Genomic DNA, 22,398 nt, shown 5'->3' on the forward strand with positions numbered 1-22,398 from the left:
CTACTATGGAACTTTCAGCGTTAAGTGCAATATCACCAGTAGATGGTCGTTACGGCAGTAAAGCTGCAGCATTGCGCCCTATTTTTAGCGAATTTGGCTTGATCAAATACCGTGTTACTGTTGAAGTTAGATGGTTACAAAAACTCGCAGCAACAGCTGAAATTAAAGAAGTTCCCGCTTTTTCAGCCGCAGCAAACCAAGTACTCGATGATATCGTTGCGAACTTTAATGAACAAGATGCGACACGCGTAAAAACCATTGAAGCGACAACCAATCACGACGTAAAAGCGGTAGAATACTTTTTAAAAGAAAAAGTGGCTGATAACGAAGAGTTAAATGCCATTACTGAATTTATTCACTTTGCTTGTACCTCAGAAGACATTAACAACCTTTCGCACGGTTTAATGTTACACGAATGCCGTGAAACAGTATTATTGCCAAGCATTGATACCATCTTAGCTGAGTTAAAAACGTTAGCCCAAGAATATAAAACCATCCCGATGATGTGTCGTACTCACGGTCAGCCTGCTTCTCCAAGCACCATGGGTAAAGAATTTGCTAACGTTTATGTGCGTTTACAACGTCAACGTGAGCAAATCGCTAATATCGAGCTTTTAGGTAAAATTAATGGTGCAGTAGGTAACTACAATGCCCACCTTTCTGCTTACCCTGAAGTTAACTGGCATCAGTTTTCGGAGGAATTTGTCAGCTCTTTAGGGTTAACGTGGAACGCTTTTACCACACAAATCGAGCCACACGATTATATCGCCGAATTATTTGATGCGGTAGCGCGTTTAAATACGATATTAATTGACTTTGACCGCGACGTTTGGGGTTATATAGCCTTAGGACACTTTAAGCAAAAAACCATCGCCGGTGAAATTGGCTCGTCAACCATGCCACACAAAGTTAACCCAATTGATTTTGAAAATTCAGAAGGGAACTTAGGCATTGCCAATGCGTTATTTGCTCATTTAGCCCAAAAGCTTCCTGTTTCACGTTGGCAACGTGACTTAACCGACTCGACAGTATTAAGAAACTTAGGGGTAGGTTTTGCCCATTCATTGATCGCTTATCAAGCGACATTAAAAGGGATGAGCAAACTTCAAGTAAACGAAGAAGCACTGCTTGCTGAATTAGATCAAAACTGGGAAGTATTAGCAGAACCTGTACAAACGGTTATGCGTCGTTACGGTATTGAAAAACCATATGAAAAATTAAAAGAGTTAACGCGTGGTAAGCGTGTTGACGGCCCTTCAATGCGTGAATTCATTATGAACCTTGAACTACCAAACGAAGTAAAAGAACAATTATGTCAATTAACACCAGCAAGCTACATTGGCCGCGCTGTATCGTTTATTGACGAATTAAACTAAGCTCAATAGTTAGTTGTTAGAGGTAAAGGGGAACCACATGGCTCCCCTTTTTCATTGGAGAAATGCATGAACAAGATCCATTGGGGCGACCTAACCCCAGCACAATTTTTAAGCGAGTATTGGCAAAAAAAACCATTACTGATCAAGCAAGCCCTTCCGGGGTTTACCGGCACCATAGCCGCCGACGAGTTAGCGGGTTTGGCCATGGAAGAAGAAATTGAGTCGCGGATAATTTCACAAAAAAATGACGGTAATTGGCACGTCGACCATGGCCCGTTTGAATCCTTTGACCAATTTGGAGAAAGCCACTGGACATTACTTGTTCAAGCGGTTAACAACTGGTCTCGTGATACCGACCAACTGATCAATTTAGTTAATTTTGTACCACGATGGCGTGTTGATGATGTTATGGTGAGCTTCTCAACCCCTGAAGGTGGAGTAGGCCCGCACTTAGATCAATACGATGTTTTTATTTTACAAGGTGAAGGGAAACGACGCTGGCAAGTTGGTAAACCCGACGATACGCTTGAAACCTTATTACCTCATCCAGATCTTAAACAAGTATCGAGCTTTAAACCTGTTATTGACGAAGTAACTGAAGCGGGTGATTTACTTTATATTCCGCCAAACCACCCTCATAATGGCGTATCGATTGAAAATTCACTTAATTATTCAATTGGGTTTCAAGCGCCCAATAATCAAGAATTATTCTCTGGTGTCGCCGATAGACTCATCGATGATAACTTAGGTGAGCAACGCTTTGGTGATCAAGACCGAAAACTTTCACAGACGCCTCAACTTTTAGCAGATGAAGACATTGAGCGCCTTAGAGCTTTTATGAAAACTCAGTTAGACGACGCTGAGTTTTTTAACCAAGCCTTAGCAAAGTACCTAACTCAAAGCCACCATGCGCTTGAATTACTGATCCCAATGGAGCCGTTTAGTGAACAACAAGTGATGTCGTTTACCGACGAACAACAGTTACAGTTTTATCCAGTTTCAGGTATTAAAGCACTTGTGTTAACACAGCCTAAAAAGGCGCTTTACATCAATGGTGATGAGTTTTTAATTGAAGATTCGAACTGGGAATTTGCCACGATATTAGCCGGTAACGCACCTTTGACCATGAATAATGCAAAAAGTTTCCTCTCATGTTTGAAAAACCACCAGTTGTTAACTAGAGTGTTAAATAAGGGGTACTGGTATATAGAATAAAGAGAGTTATGTCGTACAGTGTTAGCCGTGTGCAATGGGAAGTGGCAGCGCCACTATTAAAAACCGTAAGAGAGCGGGTGTTTGTTTGCGAGCACCGCATTCCAAAAAAAGTTGAGTTTGATCGTCGAGATCGCCATGCCTATCACGTATTGGTTTGCGATGATAAAAATCAAGAGCCGATTGCCACTGGCCGTATCTTACAAACCGGTGAAATAAGTCGTATCGCGGTGCTCCCTAAGTACCGCAAGCGCAAAGTCGATAAACTCGTTATTTCCAGTCTGATCACCATAGCCAACGAGCTTAAACTCGACGAAGTTTTTATCTACAGCCCCCTCGATGCGGTCGATTACTTTCGTAAACATCAATTCTCTCCTGCTGGAGCGGTATTTATGGAAGCCGGTTTACCTCGCCAACGCATGGTCTGTAATACCGAAAATATCAAAGATACCAAAGTGTATTTAAGCCATTAGTAACCCGTTTTAGTTATTTAGTTACCAATATTTAACCACTGGTTGATAAGTGGTGATTTAGCTTTACACTCACTCATTATTATTTTAAAAATCTATTCTAGCTATCAAGGCAGCTAAATGATATCTTGCGCGCAATAAAACATTACCAATTGCCTTTCATAATAAAGCGAATAACAAAGTTTGGAGAGAATACGTGTCTTTTTTTGATTTAGTGGATTTTGACGATCACGAACAAGTCGTCTATTGCAGCGACAAAGAAACTGGACTTAAAGCCATTATCGCCGTTCACAGTACCGCATTAGGCCCAGCCGCTGGTGGCTGCCGTTTTTGGAATTATAGTGACGACCAAGCGGCACTAAAAGACGTTTTACGTTTATCTCGCGGCATGACTTATAAAAACGCCATGGCCGGTTTAAAACTTGGCGGTGGTAAAGCGGTTATTATTGGCGATCCTAAAGCGTTAAAATCAGACGCTTTATTCAAAGCGTTTGGTAAAGCGGTAGATAACTTAGGTGGCCGATACTACACTGCCGAAGATGTTAATATTACCACGGGTGATATGGCAACAGTAAACACAGTAACAGAATTCGTTGCAGGCCTTGACGGTAAAAGTGGTAACCCAGCACCATTTACTGCCTTAGGGACATTCTTAGGCATAAAAGCCGCGGTTAAATTTAAACTGGGCAAAGAAGATTTGACCGGTATCAAAGTTGCTGTACAAGGTTTAGGTAGTGTTGGTTATGATTTATGCCGCAAGTTACATGCTGCTGGCGCAGAGTTAATCGTCACTGATATTAACCAAATTGCGTTAGATAATGCTGCCTCTGAGTTTGGAGCGAAAATCGTTGGTTTAGATGATATCTACAAACAAGATGTCGATGTATTTTCACCCTGTGCATTAGGTGCTTCAATAAATGACGACACCATTCCCCAATTAAAAGCCTCTATCATCGCAGGTTGTGCCAACAATCAGTTAGCAGAGGCGCGCCATGACAACGTTTTAAAAGAAGCCAATATTCTTTACGTTCCAGATTATGTTATCAACGCTGGTGGTATTATTAACGTTTCGTTAGAAATCTATCCAGAGCCCTACTGCTCAGAAGAAGCAACTCGTTTGGTTGAGCGCATTTACGACACGCTAATGAAAGTATTTGAAAAAGCAAAAGCTGAAGACAAGCCAACAGGCATAGTTGCAGACGAAATGGCCAGAGCTATTATTGCAAAAGCAAATCAATAAAACGTTTAAACTAAAACACTTTTAATCAAAGCCCTGAAATCAAAGTTTCAGGGCTTAATTCTATGACTCTCTATTTCAAGTCCAATTAAATTTTCTTTTCTTAAACAATTATCAAATCGATTATCTATTCTAACATCTGTTACCACACCTCTTCACGGTTAACTTGACCATCTTCCGCGTCAAGGTAAGGTTTCATTTCTTCTGGAAATGGGCCGGTTTCGAGCGCATTGCGATCAATACTGTAGTAATACTCAATGCTTTCATGCAGATGATCGTTTACCGGTTTGGTAATATCCATAAACTCATAATAACCTGCCCAACAAGGTTGGCTTAAACCACCCATGCGTAAAATAAATTCAGGGGTTTTTAAATAAAAACGTTTGGGGGTTTTCATACAGCGAATTTTAGCGGTTTGGCGTGCGCCACCACCGCGGGCCGCTTTTACAACACCGCCATCAAAGCAGGCTAAATCTTCATACGGGATATAAAACGAGCGCCGCCACCAGTTATGTGGGGTCTTAACTAACCAGTGTGACGGTCAAATACAAAACGGTCAAACGGGAGAACAAACTGATAACATAGCCCCAAACCAATAAAGCCCAACGCAACTAAGAAAAATATCGGTTCATCAAAGGCATGTAAAAATGAAAATAGAAAACCTAAAAAACCAACCATGAGTGTTAGCATGGTAAAGCCGTTTAAGCGGCCGAGCACACAGGTTTTACCATCGCATAAATTCCCTAAACTCTGGTTATTGTCTTCTCTTTTAAGGACATTACTCATTTTTTGCCAGCGTTTACTGTTAAGCGGTGGTGAGTCTTTAAACTTGCAACCATTAAGTTGCTCAGCTTTTGCTAAACGCTGTTGGTAACTTTGTTGGTGTAAATAGTCTTTGTTAACAGGCTCATAAAAAACACCTCTTTCTTCATATTTAGTACGATTATCAAAACGTTTATCAATTCGAGCGTTTTCCTCAGGGTTTTCTAGCGCCCATTGCTTCATTCTTTTATCCCAATCGGCATCCATTTGAGCTTTGGTTCGATTATCAAATACTATCGCACCATCTATTAGTATTTTTTTTCGTCCAGGTGGCTCTGGCTCCAACACTGTATTAGGCGGATAAATAATTGAATAACCGACTTTTTTTTCACGCCAATGATTATAGTCTTCTACATCAAACATCTCTTTTGCTTGCTCTGGCGAAATATATTCATCCATATAGTCATAGTTTTGGTAAAAGCGTGGATGCGATTTACGGTGTGCTTCTGTCACAGGTTAACTCCGAATTTTCAATTAGTTAGGTTTGAGCTAGTCAACATAATCCATTAATGGGTCAGCGCCTAAATACACATAGGCACTGCTTTGCACTGCGTTTATCTGATGAGTAACCTCACGATTATCGCTGACTAAAATCAAAAAGTTTATCGGTTAGATGTTCATCTTTCTTCTTCGCAAAACATTTTTTTGCTCTCCTGATAAATCATCAATCAGCTTTTCACAACGAGCAAAATGTGAAGATGAAGTCGCATGGCTATTATTTTTACTGTTGTTTGGATCAATAAATGTTGTATACGTTTCAACATTTTCCAACACACCAAGATGAACTTTTAAGAAGCTTTGTGTAAAGTTTTGACCATTGTACAACATTGGCGACTGCTCAGTTGTGATCTCATAGTCCGATGCAGCAAATGGAAAAACCTCTGAATCACCATATAATACTTGATAGTTAAGCATTTGAGGCTCAAACGCCATGCCTAAGCTTTCCAGATAACGTTCTTCGGCTATACGCTCTTTCGTTTTTTTATGTACTTCAAAAGATGGCATAACATTAGCCAGAGGCACCTTAATCACACAGGTTACTTCTCGTGAAAGCTCATTAAATAGTAGCTCTGGCAATACATCTCCGGAAAGTTCATTCGCTATATATTCATTATCACTTACATAATCTATCAGCTCTGGCGAGGCTAGACTAAGATCATCAAACTTAATTAGAATTTTTCCCACATGATCATTACTTGAAAAAAAACGCTTAACTAAACTTATGAATTGTTGATCTGATGCAAGTTCGCTCTCTTGATCAATTTTAACAATAATTTTGTTATCCTGATGGGATAACTTATGTATTCGGTCATAACCATATGCAATGATATAATTATTCAATTCATTTTTTATTTTTAGCCAATTTTCAAGTCCTGTGTTGCCTTTACTCGTAACACTTCCAACTTCTACTTCCTTATACTCAGTGCAGGCCATCAGTAAAAAAACAATTCCAGTGGCGCACAATCCTTTTACATTAATCAATTTATTCTCCTTTTTCTAACAGTAATAAACTTTGTTCAATTCGTTCTAGTTTCTCTTCAACTCGCTGCTCCAAACTGTCACAAAATGCTAGCATAAACTCCATGGCATCATCTTTACTTTTAACAATGATAAAACCATTGTCTCCAATAAGTTCAACGTAATAATCATCACGTTCAAGTACTTTACTATCAACGCTTAGCTTTATGTGCTCAGCAAAAAAACCATTAACATCTGATAACGGTTTAGGTTGAGATAAGTAATGAAACGCCATAGCTAAGAGCATCGCAACACTCAATATCGGCCCTGGATACAACAGCCAAAATTCGCCAATAGATAATCTCGAACCGACAATAATTGAGCTAGGCCCAAAAATACCCGTTAGACCTGCGAAAAATGCTATACCGATACATAAATAAGCTAAAAAGACAAAATAAGTCCTAGTTAATTTAGCCTCAATATAGTGACTAAGCCCATCTACCTTGACAAACGTTGGCAACGTATCAAGCGCTATCGTAAGTTTATCCTTGTTCATAATTTACACTCCTTTTTAAGTTTACATGTCCATCACGTTATCCACTAAAATATCAATAATTTCAGTTGATAAGCGCGCTCGATATTTTTTTGTAATAGCTCAGGGTTATCACTAAACGGGGCAATGACATGGGTTATTTCCTCAGGCGGGTATTCCACTGAGCCATCTTCATTCTTAAAATAAACATAGCGGTAGTTATCTTTTATTTCGGGGTCAAGCGGAAAACGGGTCAGTACATCGGTACCCGGCCATATCGCTGCTCTATCGTCATCAAGATGCGATTGAATCGACGACATCGCGCCATACGGGATAGGTTTGTTTTTATCCATAAACTCGGTCAGTACTGTCCAGAATTGACATAGCTCATCATAACTGTCAGCACATAATACCGGGTATTGAAAATCATACTTTGCTGTTTTGGGATACATTTTCGGCACAATAATATTAGTCGGCATCCCAGAGCCGCGGCTATAAGCAATGGAGCCCATATACATTTCTACTTCTGAAAACGGGATGACTAATTCAGGATTACCCCCAAAGGCAGGAAAGTTTACGTTACCGGTTTTGCGGTCACACACCACAGCCAAGGCTTGTTTTTTTTCGATTTTTTAAACTGAATCAGCGCATAAGGCACCAATAGCGCCTGCGCGAGCAAACCATAGCCCTCTAAGACCAAAAATAAACCGTGAAAATACAAACCGAGCAATTGAGCACTTAATATAATGACGGCAAATAAAAGAGCACAATCACCCAATGCTTTATGCCACATGTCTCGAAAGGAGCCTAGCATAATCAAATTCGCATAACGGCCATCAAATGCGAAACCACGTGATTGATAGCCAAAGATATCGTCGTATGCTAACTCTGCCTTACGAAAATATTTACCCAGTTTTTTTTTCCGCGGGCTTTTTAGGTGGCCTGAGCGCTTTTGTCACTTTATCAGTATTAATGGCATTTTGTGGTGTTTGAGTTACGACGGTTATCATCGGTTATATTAATCCTAGTTGTTGCTTTAATGCTCGATTACGCAGCGATAGATTAACCTCGGCGGTTTGCCAGTCGATACACTCTACATACAATCGCCAATCGCCATCACGATTGGCCAGTTGAGGCAGTGACACTTTCTGAAAGTTAACGTCGTCTAGCCTGATCAAGATATCCATATCGGTTAAGTTTTTTTAATAAAATATCAATAATTTCAGTTGATAAGCGCGCTCGATATTTTGTTGTAATAGCTCAGGGTTATCGCTATACGGGGCAATAACATGGGTTATCTCCTCAGGCGGGTATTCCACTGTGCCATCTTCATTCTTAAAATAGACATAGCGGTAGTTATCTTTAATTTCTGGGTCTAGCGGCAAAGGCTCTCGTATTTTTGTTCCTTCCCATATAGCCGCCTTATCTTTATCAAGATACGATTGAATCGACGCCATCGCCCCATAAGGGATAGGTTTGTTTTTATCCATAAATTCGGTCAGTACTGTCCAGAATTTACATAGCTCATCATAACTGTCAGCACATAAAACGTCGTATTGAAAATCATACTTCGCTGTTTTGGGGTACATTTTCGGCACAATAATTTCAGCGGGCATTCCCGAACCGCGGCTATAAGCAATGGAGCCACGGTACATCTCCACTTCCGAAAACGGAATGACTAATTCAGGATTACCCGCAAAGGCGGGAAAGTTTACGTTACCGGTTTTGCGGTCACATACCACAGCCAAGGCTTGTTTTTTTTTTGATTTAATAAATAAAACCATAGCAGATATTAATAAAAACAATTGAAGTAGAACACCCCAACCTTTAAACGCTAAAAAACCATTTCCTGCAGAAAAAGAAACAAGTTGTGGAACCAATATTGCTGCAAAAAAGAGTAGCGCATTTATACCAAATGCAGAATACCAAGTATCTTGAGCAGATCCTGACATAATCAAGGTGGCATAACGACCATCAAATGCGGATACATAGGATTGAAAACCCAAAATATCTTCATAAGCAAGTTCCACTTTACGAAAGTGCTTACCTAAGTATTTTTCCATAGGCTTTTTCGGTGGCCGCAGTGCTTGAGTAAGCTTATCCGTGTTAATTTTACAGTCAGGATTGTTGCTAGGCTGTTTAGAAGTCATTTATTAATTTAGTCCTAATTGTTGTTGTAAGGCACGATTACGGAGTACCAAGTTCACCTCGGCGGTTTGCCAGTCGATACACTCTACATACAATCGCCAATCGCCATCGCAATTGGCCAGTTGATGCTGTGACACCTTCTGAAAGTTAACGTCGTCTAGCCTGATCAAGATATCCATATTGGTTAAGTTTTTTTAATAAAATATCAATATTTTCAGTTGATAAGCGCGCTCGATATTTTGTTGTAATAGCTCAGGGTTATCGCTATACGGGGCAATAACATGGGTAATTTCATCAAACGGGTATTCCACTGAGCCATCTTCATTCTTAAAATAGACATAGCGGTAGTTATCTTTTATTTCGGGGTCAAGCGGCAAAGGCTCTCGTATTTTTGTTCCTTCCCATATAGCCGCCTTATCTTTATCAAGATACGATTGAATCGACGCCATCGCGCCATACGGGATAGGTTTGTTTTTATCCATAAATTCGGTCAGTACTGTCCAAAATTGACATAGCTCATCATAACTGTCAGCACATAATACCGGGTATTGAAAATCATACTTTGCTGTTTTGGGATACATTTTCGGCACAATAATATTAGTCGGCATCCCAGAGCCGCGGCTATAAGCAATGGAGCCCATATACATTTCCACTTCAGAAAACGGGATGACTAATTCAGGATTACCCCCAAAGGCAGGAAAGTTTACGTTACCGGTTTTGCGGTCACACACCACAGCCAAGGCTTGTTTTTTTTTCGATTTTTTAAACTGAACCAGTGCATAAGGCACTAATAGTGCCTGCGCGAGTAAATCATAGCCCTCTAATATGATAAAAAAACCGTGATTGTATAAGATTATTAATTGAAGTATTAGTATTATCACGGCAAACATCATAGCTGTAGCGCCATTGGCCCAATGGTCACTGTCTCGAGCAGAGCCAGGCATGGTCAATTTCGCATAGCGGCCGTCGTACGTTGAAGTACGAGTTTGATAGCCAAAAATATCGTCATAGGCTAACTCGGCTTTACGAAAATATTTACCCAGTTTTTTTTCCGCGGGCTTTTTAGGTGGCCTGAGCGCTTTTGTCACTTTATCAGTATTAATGGCATTTTGTGGTGTTTGCGTTACGACGGTTATCATCGGTTATATTAATCCTAGTTGTAGCTTTAGTGCCCGATTACGAAATACCAAGTTCACCTCGTCAGTTTGCCAGTCGATACACTCTACATACATTTGCCAATCACGATTGGCCAGTTGAGGCAGTGACACCTTCTGAAAGTTAACGTCGTCTTGCATGATCAAGATATCCATATCGGTTAAGTTTTTTTAATAAAATATCAATAATTTCAGTTGATAAGCGCGCTCGATATTTTGTTGTAATAGCTCTGGGTCATCGCTATACGGGGCAATGACATGGGTTATCTCCTCAGGCGGATATTCCACTGTGCCATCTTCATTTTTAAAATAGACATAGCGGTAGTTATCTTTTATTTCGGGGTCTAGCGGAAAACGGGTCAGTACATCGGTACCCGGCCATATCGCTGCTCTATCGTCATCAAGATGCGATTGAATCGACGACATCGCGCCATAAGGGATAGGTTTGTTTTTATCCATAAACTCGGTCAGTACTGTCCAAAATTTACATAGCTCATCATAACTGTCAGCACATAATACCGGGTATTGAAAATCATACTTTGCTGTTTTGGGGTACATTTTTGGCGCAATAATATTGGTTGGCATACCTGAACCGCGGCTATAAGCAATGGAGCCCATATACATTTCCACTTCTGAAAACGGGATGACTAATTCAGGATTACCCCCAAAGGCAGGAAAGTTTACGTTACCGGTTTTGCGGTCACATACCACAGCCAATGCTTGTTTTTTTTTCGATTTTTTAAACTGAATCAGCGCATAAGGCACCAATAGCGCCTGCGCGAGCAGATCATAGCCCTCTAATATGATAAAAAAACCGTGATTGTATAAGATTATCAATTGAAGTATTAGTATTATCACGGCAAACATCATAGCTGTAGCGCCATTAGCCCAATGATCACTATCTCGAAGGGAGCCTGGCATAATCAAATTCGCATAACGGCCATCAAATGCGAAAATATCTGTTTGAAAACCAAAGATATCGTCGTATGCTAACTCTGCCTTACGAAAATATTTGCCCAGTTTTATTTCCGCGGGCTTTTTGGGTGGCCTAAGCGCTTTTGTCACTTCAACGGTATTGATGGCATTTTGTGGTGTTTGAGTTACGACGGTTATCATCGGTTATATTAGTCCTAATTGTTGCTTTAATGCTCGATTACGCAGCGATAGGTTAACCTCAGCGGATTGCCAGTCGATGGCATCGGTAAAGGTGCCGTCATCATCGCGCTCGCTGATCGGTAGTTTATATTCATTGTCGGTAAAGCTGGCGCTAACGGGGACCCCTTTGCCTTTTGGATACGTTTTTAGCCTTAGCCTAAAAGTGAGCGCCGTGGTGTTAAACTTTTTAAATAGCGGAGCGCAGTTAAACTGGTTTAGGTCAAGGCGCAAACCCTGCCCACCCGAGAGGCTTGTTACGGTGATATTATCCCAAAAGGCTTGTAACCATGGTTGGCCTTGGCCAACGGCTTTACCTAGGATGATGTTACGGTAGTGTTCGTCGTTGCCGTTAAAGTCAAATAAATCGGCTTTCGGTTTAACGGCAAATTCAACCGCCACATGCTCGGGAGCGGTGCTGGTGGGGCAAGAAACAATAAAATAGGCCTCGGTTGGGTCTTCATAGGTGTGGACCATATCTTGCCCGTGGGCGGTGAGTGAATAGCTATTGGTTATTTTTAACACATTGTCGCTTTGCACTTGTGGGGCAAAAAGTTTTTGCGCTAAGTCATGAAAGGCATAATCGGGGCGGGTTAGCCAAGTAGCGCTATTATCATCATCACCGGCATCGGTGCCCCATGGGCATACTTTAAACCAACGCTCGATGTCTTCATCTTTAAAACAATAATAAATGACAACCCCGACCAAGACGATTAACAGGCCAATCCAACCCGCGCGCGAGCCAATATTTAGCCCACGCTTTAGCGCATTTGACGCGAGCTTATCTGAGATCGCGACCACGGCAAATCCGATACCTGCAGTGGCTAAGCCAAAAGCGGCGTCGTTATCGCCGCGGCGAAACGCTTGATAAGCCTCAAATAAACTAATGAAGGCGCTAAATAATGACGCCGCGATATTTGCGCGATACATCCATGTGGTAAGTGAAAACCAGGTTTTTACCTCAGCCGTTACTGGTTTGCGACGTACAAGGTTGGCCAGTTGTTTGGGGCTTGGATGGCCAACTTTGATGACATAGCTTTCACGGGTTAAGGTCATAATCACGGCTGCAAAATCGGCTACTCCCGCCAGTGCGTATACAATATTTTTACCGTTAGGTTGTTTTACGGCAGTATTTATCGCCATGGTGAGGTTATACACTTCAAATAGGCCGACCGCGCCTAAAATACCAATATTGGCGCGGGTTAAACCGTTGATGGAGGTATTAGATAAAAACTTTTGGTTGGCCAGCGTTTCTGTTTGTTTGGCTAATTCAGCAAGCTTTTGATTGGCAATGGCATTTTTATCAAAATCACTGCTTAGGTTAACCAGCCCTTGGTTGAGTTGCTTGATTTCATCTTGCAGTGACAGTTTTTTTAAATGCGTGGCTTTTTCACTGTCTTTTAAGGCGATAACTTGCAATTTTAAGCCAGATGCGCCCTCACCTGCTAATACCGTTTGCGCTTGCTCGGCAATCGCCAATAAGCGATTGATGTTGCTGCGCATATGCATGACATCGTCAACGGTATCAACCACAGTGCCTTGGCTGGTGGCTAAACGGGTGCGGCTGTTGTTTTGCGCGCGCACTAAATCGCGTATTTCTTTACCAAGCTCTTGGGCGATTTCTGCGCGTGCGCGAGCATCTAGGGCAATAAAGCCCTCGGCGTACTTACCATTTTTATAATCTTGCGCGGTCATTTCTAGCGCGGTAAATTGGCCATCTTCTAACTGGTTTAACACCCGCATCGTTGAAATTAGCCCTTTATTTTTACTTAAGTGGGCGCTGCCCTTTTGGGCGATTTCAACTTCTAGTTGCACCAGTTGGTTATTTAATTGCCGCAATGACTTTTGCGCTTTCGCTAACTTGCTGTCGATTTCACCGAGCTCTTTCTTTAACTGCTCAATTTCAGGTTTGGCTAAAAGGTGCTGACGTTGATATTCAGCGTCGGTGGCGTTTAAGTGTTTTGTTTTCTGCGCCAACTCTTGCTCAGCGTTGGCAAGTTTTGCCTTTAACTCTTTTTCACGCAGAGCATGAGCACTGATTTCACTGTTAAGGTTTTGTTTGGCTACTAAACTTTGCTGTTTTTCTTGTTGAATTTGTTGGTTAAACCCAGCGACGGTTTGCGCTTGGCCTTGGTTGGCACTGGCAATTAATGATAAATCTAATAACCCCGTTGACAGCCCCATTAATGCTTGTGATAGCCTGCGCCCTATTTGCATTACGGCTTCTTGGTCTTGCTGGTCAAACGATTCATCTTGTTCGACTAACAGTACACGCTCTAAACTAAATTTGGGGTTAAATGGGTCTTGGTGATCTTCAACTTCTAGGTCTAAGGTGCCAGGTTTAGGTTGGTCTGTTGGCTCCTTAGCAAAAAACAATTCGGCAATAGGATGAAAAGGTTCGTCTGGGTGCTCACCCAAGAGCTTTAATAGCGTTGAACTGGTGGTAAATTTGGTTTCTAATTCGTCCCAGTCTTTTTTATCCAAAATAATGGTGGAATACTGATTAGCAGGGTGCTGTTTAAAGGCGACGGCGATATCTTTGAGTACGTCAATGCCCTGTGCATAATGGGCATTACGATGATAGGTAAAATCTTCAATGCAGTGTTTAAACTTAACCACATCGATGTCTTGTTCAATTAATTGCGCCAACACCAGTTGATTGTCTTTAATACACGTTGAAAGCGCTAGTAACTTATCATAGTGCAAATAGTCTCTTAAGTTATCTAGATCTAATCCGTCTTCGCGCCAAGCTTTTATTTTTTCAGCGTATTCTACTTGCTTTTGCTGAGCTTTTTCAGCACCTTCGCTACCTTGCACTTTGATATCACCGTCAAGAATAGCGTCGTTCATTTGAAAGAAACGATTGATCATTTGCTCTGCAAGTTCGAACTTTGCTTTTTTCACCGCATCAACGACAATTTCGGTGCCTTGTTCGTCAACGGTTACCCCTTTAATGTGATGCAAGGTCGCGGCGATTTCTAGTTGGCAGGTTAAAATGGCGTTAATCGTGTTTCGTGCCACATGTAAGCCATTGGTTAAGACCACTGGCGCTAACTTTTGCGCGGCAAAATGGCTAATATTTTTATTAATTGTAGCGCCTGTTTTAATCAGCCCTTTACGGGTAAAACCGTTTTCAAAATCAGACAAGTTATCAATAACTTGCATTCTTTTACTGCGGGCTTTGGCGGCAATGGCTTTATCTGGGCATAGTCGTTCTTCTTTTGACAGTGGATCACCATAATTTAAACGTGGGTCTTCTGGGTTCATACCGCCAAGTTTAAGAATTTGTGTCCATGACCATTGCTGCTCAGAATACGCCATTTCAACTTTACATTGTTGCCCTTTAAGTTTGTTGGGTACAAGAATCGTTCTTAACTTTTCACAGGTTGCGTCTCTTCTGCCTTGATTAGCGTACTCGGCATTTTTTTTGGTTTTCCACACTAAAAAACCTTTTTGATAAGCCAAATTTACATCACTAAAAAATCGTTGACCGAATTTATCAACAATAACTTTTAATTCGCGCCATAAGTAACCGTCAACAAAAATATAAACATACCCTTGTGGTAAGGGCGATATTTGGTCATCAGTCTTGTCGATAGTGTCAAATATCAAAGGATAGGTATTTACTAATTCGATATCCGCTACGTCGCTATCAGGTTGTTGCGCTTTAGCTTGATATAAAGGAATTTTATAAGCGCCTTGCTTATTTTTTGGATTAGCATAGTCATAAATAAATAACGATAGGTTTTCTTGTTCAGCGCCTACACCTTCAAATATTAAAGAGCGGTGTTTTTCTTTTATTTCAATATTGTCTGCCGTGATAATACTCATTTCCCTATCCTTTAACGATTAAATCAGTATCGAGTTTTTCATTGCCTGACATTTTAATCAGGATCTGCTGTTGGTCATTTTGCGCCTGTTTCGCTTTTTTCTTTTTAATTTTTAACCCTCTTGGCATGGGGCCGGGCGGCTGCATTAAAGGTGCCGGTGGGGTATTTTTATTGTTTGATACCATTAAATCCCCTGCCCGGGTTATTGCACTACCCTCGACAAATACGTCAAAAGAATAGGTAACGAAGTGTGCTTTATCTTTAATTGTTCCACTCTTAACCCCTTTTTGATCACCTGCTTCATCACCGGTACTTTTAGCGAAATTGCTGTCTTTATGACACGCTGGATTACCGTTTATTTTTACAGAGGAGGCGGTGCTTGCCGCATCGCTTGAAAGTGCAATATTGGGATAAGGAATAGGTACCACCGCATTACCCACTGTGGTTAAACAAACATCTACCGTTTGTAACACGCCACCACTGTCTTTATGCACCGCGGTTTTTCCATTGACTAATACGTTATTGCCACTGACGGTCATGACGGTTGGCGCAGGTGCTTTTTTATCTTTCTCTATGGTTTGACTGCTACCCGTTTGCCAACCGATATGTTGTTCCACCAACGATAAAAAGGCATCATAGTCGCTTAGCTCTGCATTAACATCAAGCCCTGTTACAGGCTCTATCCAAGGTAAAATTGCTTGTTGGTTTTCTTCATCCCACTGAGGAGGCTCAATGATATGATCAGGTATAAAGATATTAACCATTTCACCTAACGTTCTACCTTTGTATTTAGGTCGCTGACACTCGGTAATAAACGCCTCTTGACTGTCTTTCTTCTTAGCAAATACCGCCACACCATAAGCGGAGCCAATTGCGTTATGCTGACGGGCGGATATATTTAACGAAAGTAATGCAACGTTGGTATGTCGCCACGCTTGATTACCTCCTGTTTTAATATCCGCACTAAGCTCATCAATATCGTAATGAACACTAGGTGCCTCGTCTCCGGCTTGAGCATTAATGTATTTTGTCATGATAAATCCTTTTATTCTTGAGCCGAATTAGCCAGTGCTTTTTGTTCAACGCCAGCCTTACTGACAAGAAAAACATTCACCTGAGTGAGAGAATCAGCGCTTTCTAACTCGGTATAATACTCAATCAGCCACAATTGATTAATGTTATTAAATGGACAATTAAGTAACGCCGAAGCACTTGCCAACCCAGTCACTAAGTTTAATGAACCGAGATATCCGAGTATTCGTGTTTGATCAAAAAGTGTTAATTCAGGTTCAATATCCGTGTCTAATGCTAGATCTTGCTTGCTATTAACATGATAAAACTGTTGCGTTTGTTGATACCAATGCCTCACCCATATTTCGTTAAACGAACCCGTGTGAATAACCGCCTTGGGCAAACTAAAGCCTGCTTGCTGTAATTGCTCTTTTAACGATAATTTGCCTTCGGTCATGATCGGGCTAATTTGCACTGTTTCGCTGACGTTAATATTTGGATAAGTCTCAGGAAGTAATAACATACAACATGCTCCTTCTCCGGGCATTACGCCAATTTCCCCTTCGGCGCAATGAATAAACATTTGTTCATTTAAGGCTTTTACTGATTGAAAATCGACAAAGGTATCAACACACACCACCAATTTTGGCTCAGTTAATACTGTCTGCTGAGTAAGCAGGTTGATGACCTTGTCTAAAGCCGGCGCACCTACTTGGCAAACCCTGAGTTTACTAACAAATTGCGGCAGCGTTTGTTGTAACAACTCCACTGCGGTGTCGTGCCAATCGTTCTCTTCATTAAGGTTTGCGTATTGTTCTTGTTCTTGTTTATTAATGCTAGAAGTTACCACAACTATTTCTTCAATGGCATTTAACGGCAAACTTGTTGATAGCGTGGCAAGCTTTGCAGCTGTTTGCTCAAAACATGCTGTTAAGAGCATTGTCATTTTAACTTGTTTTGACAATGACATTACCGGGTCTATCGGCACTGCAAAATATGGCTGAGCGATGCCTTCGTCGTCATGCTGACGCTGCTTATTATTGGCTAAAATTTCATAAGATTGTTTTTCACCAAAAAACATTTGTGTTGTTAAAGCAGCAGACAGTGCTTTTGGCGAAGAACCTGCGGCATTAATACAAGATAAGGTAATAGCGCTAAAGTTATGAAGCATTGCGAACCTCTACTATATCAGGTGCTTGCACAACAAATTGACTATGGGCGCTTACCAGCTTGCTCAATATATTGGCTCGCCAAATTAAGTGAAAGCTATTTGCATCACAATCAAGCACTAGGGTATCGCAGGTCATTGCTAACTGCTTTTGGTGTTCACCATTAAACAACGCAATAACGGGCTCAATATAAGGTAAATCAATCGCGATTATATCGTGATAGTCAGTATTGGGCATTAGCCCTTTCATTTTAAGGGTAAAACCGTCGGAAAATTCAACATCGAGTTGTTGATCTTGTGGTGCGCAGTTATAAAAATTATTCGCTAAACGGGCGCTATAAGGATACTCTCCTGCAACTGCCGCTTGTTCATCAACGTCAGGCATTAGGTCTAACCTTGGTTGCCAAAATTGAGGAATAGGCCCATAGCTTGCCGCAACCCCTTTATTTTTTGGGTGTGTTAGCAGCTGCTTGGGGTATTCAACCAAGGGTAAATGTTGTCCAATGGGTGATTTTAGGCGATAACCATACCCTGCTGGATTTTGTTCAAAGTGCTTGTCAGGCTTTTCACTGTCAATGCCGCCATAGGTGTTTTCGTAGTTAAGTGCTACTGGTGCTAAAGGCTGTGGGTCACTGGCCTTAGCACCAAGTAAAGAGCGCTGCCATTGCCTTTTACCGGTAACGCGTAACACCTTTTCCATTAACGGTTGTTGATCTTGATAAAGCGCTAGCATAACTTCAATGACCCGAGCAGTTTTCCCCTTTGGCGGGTATGCCGTTAAATTACCGTAGACCTCAAACCCTTGCTTAAAGGGTACGGTTTCCAATGCTTGAATTAATGAGCTGCTATTTGGTTCACCGCTCATTTGCTCTGCCATGCAAATATCAATACTGGGCGAAAGCACATAAACTTGCCCGGATGCATCAAACTCATAGGACTGTTTTACCGTTAGGGTTTTACAAGCGGTTGTATCGGCTAACCAGTTCTCTGTTAACGTTGCTTGCCAAGGCGATAAGTTATGCAACATCGCTTACCCCCTGTTTAAGCGCCTGATTCGCGTTAGCTGAGCCTGACGTTAACTGCTTAATGACGTTTTGCCACGGCTGTACACCATAGAGATACGCGTAGCTATCGAGTTGCGCTATCGCTTTCGCGCTAAAAAGCACCACGCGCTGTACCAATAGCCCATGCAGATGATTTAGCTTAGTTACCGCGTTTTGGTTGTCATAGCTTATGCCTGCCAATACACAATCACCGGCCTGATTAAACCATTGCTGGCGGTAAAGCTCTGCTTGGTGTTGATTGGGGATCAATGCATCGCCTGCACTGTGTTGTTGCGTGCCGATGTCTTTGATGGCAGGCTCCATCAACAATGATTGCTCAGTGAGCAAAAGCCACGTTTGATAAGCCGCTTGTGAAGTTTGTGCTATGGCCATTAACTCAATGGTTAAGGTTAAATTGGCTTTATGCTGAAAGTGAGACAAGACCTCATAGGTATATTGAGGATAATGTTGGCAAAAAATTGATGCTGGCTCTAGCCATTGCTGATCACCGGTTAATCCAGCCAACGCTAACCACCTTGCTTTATCTTGTGGTTGTTCACTTTTTGCAAAGCGCTGAAATAACGCACTTTGGGCATGATGTTGATGTTTTGGGTCAATAAGGCCTCTGACAAAACAGGCCAAAGCAAGCTCGCTATTCTCGTGAAAATAACCTTGGGTTAAATCGGTTTCGGTGACTGCATCTGTGCTCAGTACCAGATAATTAAGTGCGTTGCTGTGCCGCTCGACACTTTTAAGAAGATGTTGGCGTAACCCTGCTAATGCATCACTGGGCCAGTTGAGTGTCCATAAGCGCAACAACTCCGCGAGTTGTTGTTCACCTTGTTTTTTGGGGTACAGTAAGCTGTCAATAAGCGGTGTTGTTTCATTTATCGTTAATTTACTGTAACGCGTTACCCCGACAAGCAGGGAAGCTAATAAAATAAAACTATAAAAATCATTATCTTGCTCTAATTCACAAAAACGCTGAATAAGGGTTTCTAAGGTGATGTTTTCCGCTAAGAAATGCGTTAATGCTGTCACTAACGAGGCAACATTTGGTTTTATTTTGAATGTTTTTTCATCAACCAATGCATAGATATACGCCAATAAATTACGTTCAAGCGTTTGCATACGTGAACATTGCGACAATAAACTGCGCTCAATATGTTGGCGCTGTTTCACTAAGTTAACCACCTGTGTGTGATGTGCGCTTGCTCTTGCCACCGTTTCAAACATTGCCCATGATACCCTTTGCTATTTTGCCTTTACCCAACACCAAGTGGCTTAGTTAAGCCGAATTGGCCAACCTGAAATAAAAAAGTCTTTTTCACTACACGCATTAACTTCACTCCCATCAAGCACAATTCGTCCATTTTGATGAATTTCAACACTGCCTTTTTCTGTGGTTAAACTGACACTTTTTGCCCCCGAAATTTGTACGTGGCCATTACTGTCACTAATGTAGGCGGCAGGAAAGCTATTTTGCTCAGCTAATTGCGCAATAACAACCCAGCCTTGCTTGGTGTATTGCACTAACACTAATTCACCTTGTGTACTTGTTGTTACGTGTCGCGCTTGACCAATAATTGGTTGTTTTGTTTGATAATCTTGCAAGTTAACCGATTTGATTCGACCTGCACTGTCAATTTCATCGACGTTGGCAAGCTCAGGCGCAGTTGATTGAGCAAAGTGAGTTGCTTTAATGGTGTTAATTGACGCTGTCATAAAATATCCGTTTTTATTCTTTCAATAAGGTTAATTGTTTGAAACCGCATTGCCTTTAATCACAATATTGGCCGCGCTTAAGGTGATATTGTTGGCATCAATGGTTAAATTGCCACCAGCATCTATTTCGATGGAGCCACTGCCTTGAGAAATTGAAATACTGCCTTGATCTGTACTTTGAATAACAATATTGCCACCAGCATTAACCTCAAGATCGCCTTGGTTGGCTTGAAGCGAAACGTTGCCTTGTTCGCTGTACCAACTGATGTCTTGTTTAGCTTGCAAGTTAAGCGCTTTTTCAGCGCTGACATCAATATTATTTTCTGTCGCTTCCAGCGCGATATTAGCACCTGCTTTGGCCTGAATATCTTTAGCCGCTTGTACGCTAATATCGCCTTCAGCAGTGGTCATGTTGATGGCATTAGTGGCTGATAGGTTAATATTGCTGCCTGCCGTCACTAAGGTGTCTTGACCACTTTGAAAACTTAAATAGCCTTGTGCACTGACTTCGGCAGAGCCTTTTGAAGAAAGGGTTGCTTGATGCGCGCCATCTGTCGCATCAAGTACTAAGCTGTTAGCGCTATGACGGTTTTGTAACGAAATTTTTGCTTCGCCCGCTTTGTCATCCATGATCAACTGATGCCCAGCGCGGCTTTTAATGATATTTTCGTGACTATTGTGCGCGGTAACAGGGCTTGGCGCATGCTCATTGTACATCGCGCCCAAAATAATCGGGCGGTCTAAATCGCCGTTTTCGCCACAAACAATCACTTCGGTACCTTTGGTTAGTGGAAAGTTCATGCCATGCCCTGCACCACCATAAGGTTGCGCCATACGGGTGCGTTTGCTCTCTTCTCCTTCGCCATCCTGATTAAAGGGTAATCTAACAATGTAATCACCTTTGGCATCCATTTCCTTTTCTATGGTGGCTGAGAATGTGGTATATACGCGTCTACTGTCTGGCACAAACGCTTTAAATGACACGTCAGCGGGGATTAAATGGGCTTGGTTTTTATAAAGTAAACCTTTTACTTTACTGCCATAGTTTACCGCGCCAGCTTGGCTGGCAACATGATCAACACGAATGACAAAATAGCTACCTTGATATTCAGGGTGGTCAACAATATTCACTAACATACCCGGGCGTATTGCTCGGCAATCACTGTCTATGATGGTGATTTGTCGTTGACAATCTAGCGCTTGTTGTCGCGTTGTGGCAAATAGTTCTCCAAGCTCGAGACCTCGATAGTTTTCGCCATAACGTTGATCTTTACCCGCGCCAGCCAATGGCATGTTGTTAGTGGTTGCTGTCTTATAAGTTTCTGAAAATTCATTTCGATAGTCGAATAACTCGACATCATTAATTAACAACTGTGACTTTTTGCTGATCGCAAAAATGCTCTCACTCGCACGCACCGTTCCTGTTGGCGCTTGATAGGCAAGGTCGAGTGTTTCACTGGCTTTTACAAACGCACTGCTGTCGTTGGTTATGGTAACGACCGCTTTTCCATTTTGCTCGATCACGCCATAAACCATACCGTATTTACGCATAACGCGGTCAACAAACGCCAAATCGGTTTCGTTGTACTGCACTAGCATGTCAATTTTAGGGCCCTGGGCTTTAATATCGAGACACTCCATTGGAAATCCTGATTTTTCAAAAACCTTGGTCAGTATTTCTTCAATGGTTAACTCGGTAAAAACACGATTAGAACGTTTATGATGTAATAAAATTAAAGGTGAGTTCAGGGTTACCGTATAATGATAACCTTGATGACTTTGACCTCTTGCCAGCAGTTGGCTTACGATGCCTGAAATGGTTCTATCGGCCAATCCCCAGACAATGGTAAAGGTGGCATTTTTACCGATAACTTGCTCGGCACTGACTAACTCTTCGGTTAATACATCAACGGTAAATTGATAATCTTGACACAACTCATCACTCACCGATGCCATATCGGTGACCGCAAACAAATGAGTAGGCACACCTTCGACCGATAGCGAAAACTGGCTCTCACTTGCAACAATATTGGTTAATACTTCAGATACACTCATTGCCT

General features: G+C 41.7%; 23 protein-coding genes. 4 read left to right on the forward strand and 19 right to left on the reverse strand.

The annotated features are described in order from the left end of the window. Nucleotides 1–5 precede the first annotated feature (5 nt). The 4 genes from purB to ACSLUH_RS05635 all read left to right on the forward strand — a co-directional run bounded on the left by purB (nucleotide 6) and on the right by ACSLUH_RS05635 (nucleotide 4,298). The gene (gene purB / locus ACSLUH_RS05620) at nucleotides 6–1,376 is read left to right on the forward strand and encodes an adenylosuccinate lyase (protein ID WP_448565318.1); all 1,371 of its coding nucleotides are present in this window, start codon (nucleotides 6–8) and stop codon (nucleotides 1,374–1,376) included. A 66-nt stretch (nucleotides 1,377–1,442) separates the two neighbouring features. Beyond that, entirely contained in the window at nucleotides 1,443–2,591 is a 1,149-nt protein-coding gene (locus ACSLUH_RS05625) for a cupin domain-containing protein (protein WP_448565319.1), read from the forward strand. Nucleotides 2,592–2,599: 8 nt separating this feature from the next. Beyond that, nucleotides 2,600–3,061, forward strand: coding sequence for a GNAT family N-acetyltransferase (locus tag ACSLUH_RS05630; RefSeq protein ID WP_448565320.1), 462 nt, complete (start codon nucleotides 2,600–2,602; stop codon nucleotides 3,059–3,061). A 193-nt stretch (nucleotides 3,062–3,254) separates the two neighbouring features. After that, a complete protein-coding gene (locus ACSLUH_RS05635) occupies nucleotides 3,255–4,298 on the forward strand; it encodes a Leu/Phe/Val dehydrogenase (protein ID WP_448565321.1) in 1,044 nt (347 codons plus the stop codon). A 139-nt stretch (nucleotides 4,299–4,437) separates the two neighbouring features. Here the strand turns inward: ACSLUH_RS05635 and ACSLUH_RS05640 are convergent, their stop codons facing one another. The 19 genes from ACSLUH_RS05640 to tssI form a co-directional block, all read right to left on the reverse strand. Next, nucleotides 4,438–4,692 carry a hypothetical protein gene (locus ACSLUH_RS05640; RefSeq protein ID WP_448565322.1) on the reverse strand — a complete coding sequence of 85 codons (255 nt, stop codon included), beginning with the start codon at nucleotides 4,690–4,692 and terminating at the stop codon, nucleotides 4,438–4,440. Between the two features lie 128 nt (nucleotides 4,693–4,820). Beyond that, on the reverse strand, nucleotides 4,821–5,570 hold the full coding sequence (locus tag ACSLUH_RS05645; RefSeq protein WP_448565323.1) for a hypothetical protein: 750 nt from the start codon (nucleotides 5,568–5,570) through the stop codon (nucleotides 4,821–4,823). Between the two features lie 156 nt (nucleotides 5,571–5,726). Continuing rightward, nucleotides 5,727–6,599: a hypothetical protein gene (locus ACSLUH_RS05650; RefSeq protein ID WP_448565324.1), complete on the reverse strand. Its 873-nt coding sequence runs from the start codon at nucleotides 6,597–6,599 to the stop codon at nucleotides 5,727–5,729. A gap of 1 nt (nucleotide 6,600) precedes the next feature. Beyond that, nucleotides 6,601–7,131 (reverse strand): hypothetical protein, encoded by a 531-nt coding sequence (locus ACSLUH_RS05655; protein WP_448565325.1) that lies wholly within the window; start codon nucleotides 7,129–7,131, stop codon nucleotides 6,601–6,603. Nucleotides 7,132–7,175: 44 nt separating this feature from the next. Then, nucleotides 7,176–7,712: a hypothetical protein gene (locus ACSLUH_RS05660; RefSeq protein WP_448565326.1), complete on the reverse strand. Its 537-nt coding sequence runs from the start codon at nucleotides 7,710–7,712 to the stop codon at nucleotides 7,176–7,178. Beyond that, nucleotides 7,682–7,921 (reverse strand): hypothetical protein, encoded by a 240-nt coding sequence (locus ACSLUH_RS05665; RefSeq protein WP_448565327.1) that lies wholly within the window; start codon nucleotides 7,919–7,921, stop codon nucleotides 7,682–7,684. Before ACSLUH_RS05665 ends, ACSLUH_RS05660 begins: the two co-directional genes overlap by 31 nt. A gap of 199 nt (nucleotides 7,922–8,120) precedes the next feature. Continuing rightward, nucleotides 8,121–8,294: a hypothetical protein gene (locus ACSLUH_RS05670; protein ID WP_448565328.1), complete on the reverse strand. Its 174-nt coding sequence runs from the start codon at nucleotides 8,292–8,294 to the stop codon at nucleotides 8,121–8,123. A gap of 15 nt (nucleotides 8,295–8,309) precedes the next feature. Next, nucleotides 8,310–9,257 carry a hypothetical protein gene (locus ACSLUH_RS05675; protein ID WP_448565329.1) on the reverse strand — a complete coding sequence of 316 codons (948 nt, stop codon included), beginning with the start codon at nucleotides 9,255–9,257 and terminating at the stop codon, nucleotides 8,310–8,312. 3 nt (nucleotides 9,258–9,260) lie between these two features. Continuing rightward, complete coding sequence (locus ACSLUH_RS05680; protein ID WP_448565330.1) at nucleotides 9,261–9,434, reverse strand: hypothetical protein; 174 nt, start codon at nucleotides 9,432–9,434, stop codon at nucleotides 9,261–9,263. Between the two features lie 15 nt (nucleotides 9,435–9,449). Continuing rightward, nucleotides 9,450–10,394: a hypothetical protein gene (locus ACSLUH_RS05685; protein ID WP_448565331.1), complete on the reverse strand. Its 945-nt coding sequence runs from the start codon at nucleotides 10,392–10,394 to the stop codon at nucleotides 9,450–9,452. A gap of 3 nt (nucleotides 10,395–10,397) precedes the next feature. Continuing rightward, nucleotides 10,398–10,565: a hypothetical protein gene (locus tag ACSLUH_RS05690; RefSeq protein WP_448565332.1), complete on the reverse strand. Its 168-nt coding sequence runs from the start codon at nucleotides 10,563–10,565 to the stop codon at nucleotides 10,398–10,400. A 15-nt stretch (nucleotides 10,566–10,580) separates the two neighbouring features. Then, nucleotides 10,581–11,525 (reverse strand): hypothetical protein, encoded by a 945-nt coding sequence (locus ACSLUH_RS05695; protein WP_448565333.1) that lies wholly within the window; start codon nucleotides 11,523–11,525, stop codon nucleotides 10,581–10,583. A gap of 3 nt (nucleotides 11,526–11,528) precedes the next feature. After that, nucleotides 11,529–15,392: a hypothetical protein gene (locus tag ACSLUH_RS05700; RefSeq protein ID WP_448565334.1), complete on the reverse strand. Its 3,864-nt coding sequence runs from the start codon at nucleotides 15,390–15,392 to the stop codon at nucleotides 11,529–11,531. A gap of 4 nt (nucleotides 15,393–15,396) precedes the next feature. After that, the gene (locus tag ACSLUH_RS05705) at nucleotides 15,397–16,425 is read right to left on the reverse strand and encodes a DUF4150 domain-containing protein (protein ID WP_448565335.1); all 1,029 of its coding nucleotides are present in this window, start codon (nucleotides 16,423–16,425) and stop codon (nucleotides 15,397–15,399) included. An 11-nt stretch (nucleotides 16,426–16,436) separates the two neighbouring features. Beyond that, nucleotides 16,437–17,573 carry a hypothetical protein gene (locus ACSLUH_RS05710; RefSeq protein ID WP_448565336.1) on the reverse strand — a complete coding sequence of 379 codons (1,137 nt, stop codon included), beginning with the start codon at nucleotides 17,571–17,573 and terminating at the stop codon, nucleotides 16,437–16,439. Then, nucleotides 17,563–18,597, reverse strand: a complete 1,035-nt coding sequence (locus ACSLUH_RS05715) for a DUF2169 family type VI secretion system accessory protein (protein ID WP_448565337.1) — start codon at nucleotides 18,595–18,597, stop codon at nucleotides 17,563–17,565. The genes ACSLUH_RS05710 and ACSLUH_RS05715 overlap by 11 nt, the downstream gene beginning before the upstream one ends. Continuing rightward, nucleotides 18,587–19,849, reverse strand: coding sequence for a hypothetical protein (locus ACSLUH_RS05720; RefSeq protein WP_448565338.1), 1,263 nt, complete (start codon nucleotides 19,847–19,849; stop codon nucleotides 18,587–18,589). The genes ACSLUH_RS05715 and ACSLUH_RS05720 overlap by 11 nt, the downstream gene beginning before the upstream one ends. A 48-nt stretch (nucleotides 19,850–19,897) precedes the next feature. Beyond that, complete coding sequence (locus tag ACSLUH_RS05725) at nucleotides 19,898–20,338, reverse strand: hypothetical protein (RefSeq protein WP_448565339.1); 441 nt, start codon at nucleotides 20,336–20,338, stop codon at nucleotides 19,898–19,900. Nucleotides 20,339–20,368: 30 nt separating this feature from the next. After that, entirely contained in the window at nucleotides 20,369–22,393 is a 2,025-nt protein-coding gene (gene tssI, locus ACSLUH_RS05730; RefSeq protein WP_448565340.1) for a type VI secretion system Vgr family protein, read from the reverse strand. Nucleotides 22,394–22,398 lie beyond the last annotated feature (5 nt).

It is taken from the genome of Thalassotalea ganghwensis (genome assembly GCF_053485795.1).

What these genes read in the sequence shown, in the direction of transcription:
- purB (WP_448565318.1), top strand. Translation starts at nt 6, where the DNA reads ATGGAACTTTCAGCGTTAAGTGCAATATCACCAGTAGATGGTCGTTAC.
- ACSLUH_RS05625 (WP_448565319.1), top strand. Translation starts at nt 1,443, where the DNA reads ATGAACAAGATCCATTGGGGCGACCTAACCCCAGCACAATTTTTAAGC.
- ACSLUH_RS05630 (WP_448565320.1), top strand. Translation starts at nt 2,600, where the DNA reads ATGTCGTACAGTGTTAGCCGTGTGCAATGGGAAGTGGCAGCGCCACTA.
- ACSLUH_RS05640 (WP_448565322.1), bottom strand. Translation starts at nt 4,692, where the DNA reads ATGAAAACCCCCAAACGTTTTTATTTAAAAACCCCTGAATTTATTTTA.
- ACSLUH_RS05655 (WP_448565325.1), bottom strand. Translation starts at nt 7,131, where the DNA reads ATGAACAAGGATAAACTTACGATAGCGCTTGATACGTTGCCAACGTTT.
- ACSLUH_RS05665 (WP_448565327.1), bottom strand. Translation starts at nt 7,921, where the DNA reads ATGCTAGGCTCCTTTCGAGACATGTGGCATAAAGCATTGGGTGATTGT.
- ACSLUH_RS05670 (WP_448565328.1), bottom strand. Translation starts at nt 8,294, where the DNA reads ATGGATATCTTGATCAGGCTAGACGACGTTAACTTTCAGAAAGTGTCA.
- ACSLUH_RS05675 (WP_448565329.1), bottom strand. Translation starts at nt 9,257, where the DNA reads ATGACTTCTAAACAGCCTAGCAACAATCCTGACTGTAAAATTAACACG.
- ACSLUH_RS05680 (WP_448565330.1), bottom strand. Translation starts at nt 9,434, where the DNA reads ATGGATATCTTGATCAGGCTAGACGACGTTAACTTTCAGAAGGTGTCA.
- ACSLUH_RS05685 (WP_448565331.1), bottom strand. Translation starts at nt 10,394, where the DNA reads ATGATAACCGTCGTAACGCAAACACCACAAAATGCCATTAATACTGAT.
- ACSLUH_RS05690 (WP_448565332.1), bottom strand. Translation starts at nt 10,565, where the DNA reads ATGGATATCTTGATCATGCAAGACGACGTTAACTTTCAGAAGGTGTCA.
- ACSLUH_RS05695 (WP_448565333.1), bottom strand. Translation starts at nt 11,525, where the DNA reads ATGATAACCGTCGTAACTCAAACACCACAAAATGCCATCAATACCGTT.
- ACSLUH_RS05700 (WP_448565334.1), bottom strand. Translation starts at nt 15,392, where the DNA reads ATGAGTATTATCACGGCAGACAATATTGAAATAAAAGAAAAACACCGC.
- ACSLUH_RS05705 (WP_448565335.1), bottom strand. Translation starts at nt 16,425, where the DNA reads ATGACAAAATACATTAATGCTCAAGCCGGAGACGAGGCACCTAGTGTT.
- ACSLUH_RS05710 (WP_448565336.1), bottom strand. Translation starts at nt 17,573, where the DNA reads ATGCTTCATAACTTTAGCGCTATTACCTTATCTTGTATTAATGCCGCA.
- ACSLUH_RS05715 (WP_448565337.1), bottom strand. Translation starts at nt 18,597, where the DNA reads ATGTTGCATAACTTATCGCCTTGGCAAGCAACGTTAACAGAGAACTGG.
- ACSLUH_RS05720 (WP_448565338.1), bottom strand. Translation starts at nt 19,849, where the DNA reads ATGTTTGAAACGGTGGCAAGAGCAAGCGCACATCACACACAGGTGGTT.
- ACSLUH_RS05725 (WP_448565339.1), bottom strand. Translation starts at nt 20,338, where the DNA reads ATGACAGCGTCAATTAACACCATTAAAGCAACTCACTTTGCTCAATCA.
- tssI (WP_448565340.1), bottom strand. Translation starts at nt 22,393, where the DNA reads ATGAGTGTATCTGAAGTATTAACCAATATTGTTGCAAGTGAGAGCCAG.